An 11,606-nucleotide genomic window follows, 5' to 3' on the forward strand; every position below is an offset into this window, starting at 1 on the left:
AATTTTTCTTGCCTCAGTACGCCTGTCAACTTGGGTGAAAACCAGAACATTAGCGCTCGCCCAAGGACTCAGAGAAGGTTTTGACCAACGGTTTGAATAAATAATGTAAAACCGTATTGCGACCCGTTTTCACTTCTACGCTACCCGTCATACCCGAGCGGATTGATAAATCCACGTCACTACGCTCAAACATGGTCTCGGTGCTTACTTGTACTCGCGCAGGAAAGAACACTTCAGATTGTCCGGATCGCTCAAGAATCACACTATCTGGACTCACAAAGATGACTTGACCCGCCGCGCTCCCGTAGATTGATGCGTCATACGTATCGAAACTCATTGACGCCGGTTGACCTATCGTGACGAAGGCGATGTCCCTCGGCGAGATCCTAGCCTCTACGACCAAAACATCACCCTCAGGCACAATCTCCACCAACGTGTCTGTTGCCTTAACCACTGCGCCCAATGTGGAGAAACCTATTTGCTTTACGACGCCTGACACGGGAGCCTTCACTGTCATAGCGGACAATGAAACTTCTCGCTGTTTCAACACTTCACGCTCACTAGCAAGCTCCGCATCTACCTCCACGTATTGTTCTTGCAGCGATTGGTAATATTTATTTTTAATGGCGACTAGCTCGACGTCCGCCTGCGCAACTGCGCGCTCAAGACGCATAACCTCGGAGAGCCCCACATCGCCACTCTCAAGTAACGGCTTATTCGCAGCCAGTTCTGCCGCAACCAAATTCAATAACCGCTCCCGGCCTTTGATTTCTTGGGTAAATGACCTAACTCGCAGGTCATATAGCTGCTGCTGACTCTCGGTTATTTTTTGATCTATTATGGATAGCCTTGAAAAATCGGGCGCGCGACCTTCAATCTCTGCGCTAAGGCGCTCTCTCAGTGCCGTTAGTACCTCAAGTGCAGCAAGACTCTCGGAGACTGCCGCCTGCGCCCGTTCATTATTGAACTCAATTAGCACATCACCTTGATTGACCTTTTCACCGAGCCCCGTGTTCAGCCGCTCCACCACCGCCTGCTCTTGCGCTTGAACAACTTGGAGTCTTGAACTTGGGATAACGACACCTTGAGCCCGACTAATTTGATCCACTTCCGCGAAGTGGGCCCAAGAAAAGAAGCCGATGACAAAGAGTAAGCACAGCCACACTACCCACCGCGCAGACGACACTTTGGAGCCCGTGTAGTGCGGCGTCAGGTCATCAAGCATCGGGAGCCTCCGTGGCGGGACGAGTCGCTGTTTCGCGCAACCTCGCTAAAACATCTTTTAGTGGGCCATCAATTGCGATCCGGCCTGGACCAAAGACAACGAGCCGCCGAATCGCAGTAAACACCTGCGGGCGGTGAGTAATCAAAACCACGGATCGTCGGTCACCTGCGTATTTAAATAACTCGTTAATGACACGCGCCTCTGTTTCCTGATCGAGCGCGCTGCTTGGCTCGTCGAGCAATAGAATATCGGCATCACTTAAGAACAGACGCGTAATACCCACTAGTGCTGTTTGGCCCCCAGACAAGCCCTGCCCACCCTCAGTGATGGGTAATTCTAATCCGCGCGGATGGCCGTTAATCACTTTGATGAGGCCCGAGCGTTTTGCAGCGTTAAGCACCTTCTCGTCATCAACACCTGGCAACCCTGCAAGCAGATTTTCCCGCAGCGTCCCCTGAAAAAGTTGATAGTGCTGAGGCATGTAAAACACTTTTCTTCTGACTGCAGTCTCGTCGAGCAAACGCATATCCACGTCAGAGAAGAGTACCTCGCCCTGTTTTGGCTGGTACAAACCGGCCAGCAGCTTTAGAAACGTCGTCTTACCCGAGCCAACTGAACCAATTACGGCGACACGCTCACCGGGCTCGAGCTTAAATTTTTGAACCTGCAAGGCCTGACTCGTTTCATTGTAAGCAAACGTTACGTTTTGCATGAGAAGGTTTGGGGCTCCCTCGGGAGGTGCAATAGCTTTTTTCCCTATGGGAAACGCGCTGGGCAGCTGAAGCATTTGATCTAATGAGGTCAGCGCAATCCGGCTCGATGTCCACTGGATTATCAGGTTAGGCAGAGACGCCACCAATGGACCATTAATACGCCCCCCCAAAATGGTGCAGGCGATTAATCCACCGAGCGTTAAATTGCCATCGGCCACCTGAAACGCTCCCACAACAACAATACCGACAAAGCTCACTTGCTGGAGTAAAGAAAAGAGCGCACCGGCGATTACTGACCAGCGACGGAGGTTTCTGTCTGAGACCTGAAGCTCCTGCAGAAGCTGATTCCACCGACCCACCAAATGATTTTCTGCGCTGTTACTCCGAATGGTTTCAGAGGCGTTGATACTGTCCACCAACAAACCATTCTTTCGATGACTCGATAGCTGCACTCTCTCGGCATCTCGCCGAATCAGTGCAGCAAAGATGAAAGCCGTGATCAGCGCGATGGGGAAAACCGTCAAAGGCACTAGGGCAACACTGCCTCCTATGCCCGCAATCGCGGCGATAAACAAAAGCGCGAACGGGAGATCTGCCAATATTAAAAAAGAGGCAGACGTCATTAACCCACGCACAATATCAAGGCCTCTAAGTTGTGCTGCGAGTGTCCCTACGCTCGGAGGCCTGGCATCTAAGCCCACCGCTAATAAGCGCGCAAAAAAGAACTCCGAAAGCTCCACATCAATATCACCGGATTCGCGATCCATGATGAAGGCTCTAGAGATTTTTAGGAGAAAGTCGATAAAAAGTGCTATCCCAATTCCCAACGTCAAGACGAACAGGGTCTCAAACCCACCTCGTGGGATGACGCGGTCGTACACTTGTAATGTGTAAAGCGATATCAACAATGCGACGAGATTAATAACGAGTGTTGCAACGCCAATGTCTCTTAACATACGACCGCGGCGCCACACGGCAGCGGCAACGTATTGAAATGCGGTCTTTGGCTCAGGTGTATCCACTGTCTGTCATCTCTCTGGAATGTCTAAACGCAACTGCTCGAGCTCAGTCATGGGAGAGGCAAACGCCGTAAGAGGAGCATAAGCCTGCCGCATGACTTGGAGACGATAATACCCACTGAGGAAATTTTTACGCTGAGTAATTTGGAAAAGTCGCGCTTGATGGGCCTCTCGCTGCGCGTTCATGACGTCAAGCCAACTTTTTTGGCCCACTGCAAATTGACGAAGATAGGACGCTGAGACCGCACTTGTAGCTTCAACTAACTCTCGGGCGGGTCCAAGTTGTGCATGGCTAACCTCGATAAAGTTGACTGCTGATTTGACCTGCAGAGCCACATCCTGACGAGCAGACTCCATAGTCGCTGTGATGGTTCGCTCGCGCGCCCTGGCGGCCGCCTGTGCAGTTCCAGCTTCAAAACCTGCTCCCGGGGCGTATTCAAAGGCCACGTAAAACTGCTCCTCCACCTGCCCGGGAAAAATCTCATCAAACCGACGTTCATAACCGGCAAAAACTTTGGGTTTAGTGAGCGCCTTAGCCACTTTCATATCGGCCTTCGCTTGCTGCCGCTGCGCCTGATATGCCGAGAGTGCTGGCGATATTTGCTCCACTTCATCAATCAACTGCGATAAGGACTTCTGGGGCAACTCTGGGGTTACCGTCACTTTTATCGCATCGATCACTGCTCCCGATAGTCGTTCAAGTTCGTCCAAATATCGCTGCTTATCAGCGTTCAATCGCAAGAGCTCAGTGACTGCGTATTGTCGCCTTGCCTCTGCAAGCTTCACATCGATTTTTGCACTGGCTTGCGCTGTGGCGCGGCGATTAATTCGAGCAAGTAATTCCTCATGATTAGCCAAATTTGCTTCAGCAGCAGCAATGGCTTCGTCGGTTGCGGCCGCCTCAGCAAACGCTGCTGTCAGCTGTAAGAATAGGTCCTGAGCTTGGTTGGAGAGCCTTGCCTCGTACTCGGCTAAGAGCGATTCGGCACGTGCAATGCGTCCCGATAAATCTCCACCAGTCCACAGGGGTTGAACAAGTGATGCAGACGTTTGATCAATCTGAGCTTCAGATTGAGAGGAGCTCGCGCGGAAAGACGGAAAAAGCGCCCATAGTGAACGGCGTACCTCGTAGTAGGCCTCATCTCGTGCTGACTGAGCCGCGGCAATCTCGGGATTGTTGGCGAGCGCCTGCTTCATGAGCGTCTCGAGCGACGCACTCTCAGCTTGAACAGACGGAACCACTCCACTCGCACAGATGAAAGCCATGCTCAACTTGATACCGCTCTCAACAATGCCGCCTGTTAACCTAAACACTTGTCTACTCGCCCCGATTTGGCCGCACGATAACATATACCGAGGGGCGATTTCTGCGGCGTCAATTTAGCCACTTTGCTATATCAGAGATAACGTTTCGCCAAGGAGTAGTATTCTCGGAAGGAGGCCGAGTGGGGTCATCACATCAAGTTCGACTAATTAGAGCCCAGATGACCGAGGAGGGGTTTACTCAGGCATTAACCACGGATCGTAAGTCCCAAAGGTCCACACATGACCTTCTAGATCTTTGCTGGTGCAACCGCGGCCACCGTAGTCCTCATCCCGAACATCAATAATGATCTCAGCACCGTGTTACCGGGCAAAGGTCATTCTGTACTGACTTTAGATTTTGTTGACGAGACCGGCCACCCCACCCATGAGGCACTTGAGAATGTCCTCGCCTATTTCGCCGAGAAACTAAACTAGCCCTGACCCAATCCTAAAAGCAGACTGTGTTGTGCTCGAAACTGCTTCAAGATCACATCTCGCCCAATCGTGCGACTCGGGTCCTAAGTCCTAAGTCCTAAGTCCTAAGTCCTAAGTCCTAAGTCCTAAGTCCTAAGTCCTAAGTCCTAAGTCCTAAGTCCTAAGTCCTAAGTCCTAAGTCCTAAGTCCTAAGTCCTAAGTCCTAAGTCCTAAGTTTATTTAGGGTTTATCGCCCATCTTGTTCGGTGCAATGTAGGTGGTGCGTCGATCGTATATTTCTAGCCAATTTTCCGGTGGCAAGGGCAGAGGACGACTTTCTGACTTGCGCGCTGGAATGAAACTGGGCGCAGCTTTTTTGCTGCGAATCTGCTCAAGCCAGAACACACCATCGAATTCGCCGCTATTTCCACGCGTTGAGATGAGATCTATATCGCCATCTCCATCAAGATCACGAGAAACATACATATCAAACATTCCCCTGACACGACGCGACACATCATGGCGCTTCCATGTCGCGTCGACACGTCCCGGGTTTTCAAACCAGCTAATGCGACCGACTGACGAAGCCGGTGTCACGGAGGGATCATCAAAGTCTCGCGATGCGCCTGAGTAAGCTCCCTCGATAATATTGATGCCTGAGTAACCACCCGTAACCACGTCGTGATCCCCATCACCATCGATGTCTGTGACGTGAATGCCGATGAGCCAGTCCGGCAGCGTACTGCCGATACGACGAAAAACCCACGGATCATCCAAGCTCTCGCCTTGCTCAAGCCACCCCAGGCCCGCATGACGAAAGCTAGGATCATCAGCAAGTTCAAGGACATTCACTAGAAGATCCAAGCGACCGTCATTATTGATATCCGCAGTGTCGGCATGAAATGCGTTACTTAGCCCTCGCCACCCTGTTGGCGCGTCGAAACCGGGAAGGATTTGAACAGATTTAGCATCTGTTCTTAACACCCCCTGCTCGCCTACTTCCTGATTCTCTATGATCACAATTTGTTGGCGAACACGCTTCGCGGCGATCACATCCATATCACCGTCGCCATCGATGTCGACGGGTAAAGCCGTATTAGGCACGCCGACTTGATACAGCACCGTCTCGCTCCAGCTTGACGATTCAAGCGGATTGCCCGCAACGCGAATCAGCGATGTTGCGCCATTGTCTGCATCACCCGCATCGAGTCGCACAACGTCGGCGGTCCCTTTATTGGCAGCCGTGAGTTCGGCGCGGCCATCTCCATCGATATCTGTTGTGAAGATCCGTAGCCACGATCCACGGCCCTTACTGAACTCGGGAATTAATGTCTGCCAGATACCGGTGCGCGCTGCTTCTCCGGGGTTTTGCAGATACAAAAGATGCGCGTCCTCACACGCCGCCACCACATCAAGATAGCCATCGTCGTTAAGGTCAATCAGCGCGACATCCTCGACAGCCCCGGCTGATTTTCCCTCGGCGATGGTTCGAAGCATCCACTCATTGGGACTGCCATTGGAGAAGGCGATACGAATATGGTTTGAGTCCTCGTGAGCAGTGATCAAATCCTCCAACCCATCACCATCAATATCACCGACAGCAATTCCATCCCCACCGCGAATTGGGACGCCACCGTTAATGCCTTCATCGTCTATTCTGTGCTCGCGCCAAGAGATAAATTCCCCTGCAGGACTGCGCGCAGTCGTCGGAGTCTCTGCGACGGTCATCAGTTCGCTGGCCCACACCATCGCAGTCACGAAACCAAATACCAACACTGACCAGCCAATTGCAACGCCGCGTAAAAAGGGGCGATCTAGAAAGCGTTTAGACATTGATCACCTCAGCTTTGAATACTTTCACCGCGCACCCGAACCCTCGCAAATTTCTGTACGTTGATGAGGTTAAGCAAACCGATCTACAAGTTGAACGACATACCCCTAAGTCCTCCTCTCGGGTTCGACCGACTTCTCCAGCAAAACTTAATGTCCCCTCGGCAGCCTCAGTCTCCAGCATCACTGAAGACTTTATGGCATACGATCACAAGTTTATGTCCGTCCGGGTCGCGACAATAAGCCGCATAGAAATGCGGATGAACTTCGCTTCTTAGTCCAGGCGCGCCCTCGTCTTGCCCCCCTTGATCCATCGCCGCTGCATGAAACGCATCAACCGCCTGACGGTCCTCGGCAAGTAAGGCGATATTTGTACCGTTGCCAATAGTGGCTGGCTTTCCGTCTAGTGGCATGTTGATCCACAAACAGTTCTGTCCACTGCCAATATCGGTCGCTTTACCGTAACCCGCGTAGGTATCGCCGGTATCATGACGTGCGTAGCCAAGCGTCGCCATCACCTGATCATAGAATACAGTTGCCGCTTTCAAGTCGTTGGTGCCCAGCACTATATGACTAAACATACGCGCCCCCGGCAGTGGACCAAGGGTCATAAGTGCCGAAGGTCCAAATATGTCCCTCAAGATCCGTACACGTGTAACCCCGACCACCGTAGTCCTCATCCCGAACATCAATAATGATCTCAGCACCGTGCTGCCGGGCCTGAACACAATGCTCATCGGCGTCCTCAACAACCAGATAAAAACTCGCCGTATTTTTCCCTTCAAGTTCATTAGGGCATGCGTGGAGTTTGCCGAAGTCATCCCCGTCATGTGCTGAACCCAGCATGATCATGGCGTCACCGTAGGTCAGTTGCGCATGAAGGATCTCACCATGATCTCCTGGCACGACAAAATGCGGAGTAAAGGAAAATGCACGGACCAGCCAATCAATCGCCTCAGGACAATGTTTATACCGAATCGATGGAATTATCTTCCCTGTCGCCATACCCCGCTCCTTCTTATTTTTTAATCTATCATCCGGCTTACCGGTTAAAAATCACTGCGGCCTAACTGCGAAGCTACACGCTCTGGTTTACCTCAGACTAAATGCTGACGTCAAAAATCTGTTTGATTGCCTCTTGCAGCGTTGTGTTCGGCCGCTCCACGATCCGTCCCACTTCGACCCCCTGACGCAGGAAGATGGCCGTCGGCGTGTACTGCACGTCTAATTGCGCGGCCCGCCCCTCGGGCTCGCGCTTTCGGTAATCAAGGCCAATAAGCATGAGCTTTTCCTCACTCAGCCCCGCCGTCCTAAGCAGTTTTAACAACCTCGGCACTTCGCGCTCGCTGTCGTGACACCACGTCCCAAAAAACACTAAAACAGTCGTATCCAATGGCAACTGGATCGAACCTGCCCCTACATCAAACGCTACATAGCCCTCTGCGAAAGATGGGAACGCCTCAAATAGTTGCTCGGGGCTGAGGTCTCCCACAAGGGGGTTGCCCCCGCTCTCCGCTTTGGCTTCCGGTGTGTTCGCGCCAAGCAATAGGCACGTCATGATGCCAAGCAAAACAGCGGACAAAAAGCGCGACCTACTCATGAGCATTAGCGGTTGGTAATTGGTCACTGCACGCTAGACCAGGTCGGAATACGACCGGGGGTCCAGGGTGCGCCTTTTTCCTCTAGCCCTGCTTCGAGGTCGCTTAGATCCTGTGCGATCGAGCGAAGCTCTGAGAGCGCCCCCTCAAACTCAGTGGCCGCTATTGCGTAAGAGTCTTTGAATTTACCCCCCACCCTCGACTGAGAAAAAACGACCGTGCCGTAAATACTCGACACGCGTGATGCGATCGATACGGGAGAGGGTTCGTTGCGACTGCTTCGGGTCCGATCACCACGGAGCGTTACCTCTAAATCAGCCAGTCGCGCCTCGAGCTGACCGACAGCATCGAGATCTGCCTCAGATGACGCAAGCGTTACAGGCAGTGCGGCTCGCACGTGCGCCACACGATTATCGAGTTCGCTCATGCTCCGTACAGCACCTTTGACCGCTCGCTGTAAGCCAGCAACTTTTACTTGGAAATCTTGTAGCGCCCGGCGGTCATCCGTGATCTCAACACTGTTATCCAGTGCCTTAACCGTAAATGATTGCGGCTCTCCAACCATTTTGATAATCCCATCACGCTCCAAGGCAAGCGAGGCGCTATACAAACCCGGAAGTGCAAGCGGACCCGCAGGATCACTTGCCCAATAGGGTCTCGAACCTGACGTCTTTATGCTGACTGGATCGGGCGCTGGCAGCCGTAAATCCCAGGCTGTTTGGTGCAAACCACCACCTGATTTTGCCGAGATTTGACGAACCAGCTGACCATTAGCGTCTCGAACAAGAATATACAGTGCAGCGCCACGCTCTCTGTCTTCGGCACGAAGTGCATTCCAAGAAGGATATGGCGTATCACCCCCCTCATTTTCGATCGCTATTTCAGCCGCACGACGAATCTGCTTTTTGGTTTTCGATCCGTCTTTAACGTAATACCGAAAAACAGCGCCAAACTCAGGATTTGGCGCTGTGAAGAAGGCATGACCAATTGAACCTTTCTCAACACCGCCCCAGACGTCACCCTCGATGAATAACCAGGGGTCTCGCGGTGCAAAGAGCTGAAAGGCACCGAGGTCGCGAGCTTGGGTGCGAAGTGGCGAGTAGTCATCAACAATGTAGATGCCACGTCCAAACGTGCCGACTACCAGATCGTTCTCACGACGCTGAATTTCAATATCGCGCACGGCAATTGTCGGCAGGTTATTGCGCATCTGACTCCAACTCTTACCACCGTTCTGTGTAACAAAGACACCTTGCTCGGTGCCTAAAAATAAAAGATTCGGATCGACGTGATCCTCGGCAATGGTGTGCGCAAAACCATTCGTCGGCAGGTTACTTGCGATGGACTTCCAACTCTTTCCCTTGTTAGAGGACTTCAGTACGTAAGGCTTATTGTCACCACGCTTATGATTTTCCATGACGGCGTAAACAACATTTACGTCATGCATCGAAGCCTGCACATCATCGACGTAGGTCATATCAGGTACGCCCGCGAAGCGTGTGGTTTGTGTCCAGGTCGCACCGCCATCTTCGGTGATGTTAATGACACCGTCGTCGGTGCCAACGTAAATCAAACCCTCTTGAAGTTCGCTCTCACTAATCATGATGGCCGCGCCATACATCGAAGTGGAATCATTCTTGGCAATGGTGTCGACACCCCAAACACGGCCCATCACCTCGAGCTTATTTCGATCGATTTGACGGGTTAGATCGGGACTGACTTTTCGCCAGCTATCGCCACGATTATCCGAGCGAAACAGATATTCTGCTGCGTAATAAAGCCGCTTGGGATCGTGTGGGCTTACCAGCAGTGGGGTATTCCAGTTCCACTTGTAATCGTTTTCACCGCTCTCAGGGTGTGGCGCAATATAGACCCGCTCCTGTGTCCGCCGGTCATAGCGCGCAAGTCCACCGTACTGATACTGCGCATACACTGTATTGGGATCTATGGGGTCAAACTGAGGCTCGTAGCCATCGCCGCCCAGTACAACGTTCCAATCCGAGTTGGTAATGCCGTGGACATTGGTGGTCCGAGAGGGTCCGCAGATGGAGTTATTGTCCTGCGTACCGCCACAGACATTGTAGAACGGCTCTACGTAATCGGGCTGTATACGATAGAACTGCGTAATTGAAAGATTACGTATATGACGCCACGTGCTGCCACGATCCCAGCTCTCGTAAATACCCCCATCGCCACCGATGTAGAGATGCGCCGTGTTCTCGGGGTCAATCCATAACGCATGATCATCCACGTGACGCCACTGGCTTGAGATAGCAGAAAATGACTTGCCACCATCCTCTGATTTCATCGTAAAGGTATTGAGTGCGTACAGTCGTTCTGCATTGTCAGGATCGACCACAATCTCGTTGTAATACTGGGGACTCGACGTCATGTACGAGGATCGTTTCTCCCAAGTGCTTCCAAAATCCGTTGACCGATAGACGCCCTTCTCTTTGTCGTTCGCCTCGATAATCGCATAGATCATGTCAGGGTCGCTGTCGGCACCTGCAAGACCAATGCGACCCATGTGGTCACTTGGCAAGCCCGATGCGATTTCGGTCCATGTCTCTCCACGGTCGGTAGACTTATGAATACCGCTGCCTGGTCCTCCGTTGATCAGGACCCAAACATGGCGTCTGCGCTGGTAACTCGAGGCGACAATGACATCAGGGTTTCGGGGGTCGACTACAAATTCATTGATACCCGTATGCTCATCAACGGTAAGGACGGATTCCCACGTCGCGCCCCCATCCGTTGTTCGGTAAAGACCTCGATCGCCACCATCACTCCACAGTGGTCCTTGCGCTGCGACCAGTACTTCATCTGAGTCCGCGGGATTAATCCAAATCTGACTGATATGACCTGAGTTGTTGAGCCCTACGTTCGTCCAAGACTTACCACCGTCGACCGACTTATAAACACCATCGCCCGCAGCTACGCTACGCTGTGCGTTGTTCTCACCGGTACCAACCCACAGCGTGTCGCTGTCATTGGGGTCGATTTCCACAACACCGATGGCATAAGACGCCTCACCGTCAAAAAGAGGCTCCCACGTTGTACCGCCGTTAGTCGTCCTAAACACGCCGCCCGAGGAAACACCGGTGATAAACGACTGATTACCCTCTGGATAGAACGCAAAGTCAGAGATGCGGCCAGACATGAGCGCTGAACCAATGTGACGCATTGGCAGGTCAGCTAAGGGGTTGTCACCTGCGTCGTTATCAGCAGCAAACGTTGCCGAACCAAGGCACAAACTGACAGCTAAAAGGGTGAGGACGCGCAACGAGACCATAGTGTGATCCTTATCATTTTGTAATTGTTTGCAGATTTACGACTTCCACCCGAAGTACGCAATCTGCAATCAGGGGATATCGATGGTGTTCCATTCACCCGAGAGGGTCAAACCGTCTCGTCAGAATTGTGGCTTAGAAGCGAGAAAGTTTCACTCGCAAGGCTTGTAGGTAACCAAGGCCGCGAACTTTGCGTTCACAACTCAACGTCC

At 52.2% G+C, this 11,606-nt stretch carries 8 protein-coding genes; all 8 read right to left on the reverse strand.

All coding sequences use genetic code 11. The features are described 5' to 3' along the window. Positions 1-49: 49 nt before the first annotated feature. Positions 50-1,225 carry a beta-barrel domain-containing protein gene (locus E0F26_RS11205; protein WP_279241747.1) on the reverse strand — a complete coding sequence of 392 codons (1,176 nt, stop codon included), beginning with the start codon at positions 1,223-1,225 and terminating at the stop codon, positions 50-52. Continuing rightward, positions 1,218-2,960 carry an ATP-binding cassette domain-containing protein gene (locus E0F26_RS11210; RefSeq protein WP_279241748.1) on the reverse strand — a complete coding sequence of 581 codons (1,743 nt, stop codon included), beginning with the start codon at positions 2,958-2,960 and terminating at the stop codon, positions 1,218-1,220. The genes E0F26_RS11205 and E0F26_RS11210 overlap by 8 nt, the downstream gene beginning before the upstream one ends. A gap of 6 nt (positions 2,961-2,966) precedes the next feature. Beyond that, complete coding sequence (locus tag E0F26_RS11215) at positions 2,967-4,271, reverse strand: TolC family protein (RefSeq protein ID WP_279241749.1); 1,305 nt, start codon at positions 4,269-4,271, stop codon at positions 2,967-2,969. Positions 4,272-4,916: 645 nt separating this feature from the next. Continuing rightward, complete coding sequence (locus E0F26_RS11220) at positions 4,917-6,509, reverse strand: FG-GAP repeat domain-containing protein (RefSeq protein ID WP_279241750.1); 1,593 nt, start codon at positions 6,507-6,509, stop codon at positions 4,917-4,919. A gap of 167 nt (positions 6,510-6,676) precedes the next feature. Next, a complete protein-coding gene (locus tag E0F26_RS11225; RefSeq protein WP_279241751.1) occupies positions 6,677-7,087 on the reverse strand; it encodes a VOC family protein in 411 nt (136 codons plus the stop codon). Next, positions 7,080-7,511, reverse strand: coding sequence for a VOC family protein (locus E0F26_RS11230; protein WP_279241752.1), 432 nt, complete (start codon positions 7,509-7,511; stop codon positions 7,080-7,082). The genes E0F26_RS11225 and E0F26_RS11230 overlap by 8 nt, the downstream gene beginning before the upstream one ends. Before the next feature lie 97 nt (positions 7,512-7,608). Beyond that, on the reverse strand, positions 7,609-8,088 hold the full coding sequence (locus E0F26_RS11235; RefSeq protein ID WP_279241753.1) for a TlpA family protein disulfide reductase: 480 nt from the start codon (positions 8,086-8,088) through the stop codon (positions 7,609-7,611). Positions 8,089-8,129: 41 nt separating this feature from the next. Further along, entirely contained in the window at positions 8,130-11,396 is a 3,267-nt protein-coding gene (locus E0F26_RS11240) for a VPS10 domain-containing protein (RefSeq protein ID WP_279241754.1), read from the reverse strand. Positions 11,397-11,606 lie beyond the last annotated feature (210 nt).

The sequence above is a fragment of the Candidatus Paraluminiphilus aquimaris genome (genome assembly GCF_026230195.1).
GTDB lineage: Bacteria > Pseudomonadota > Gammaproteobacteria > Pseudomonadales > Halieaceae > Luminiphilus > Luminiphilus aquimaris.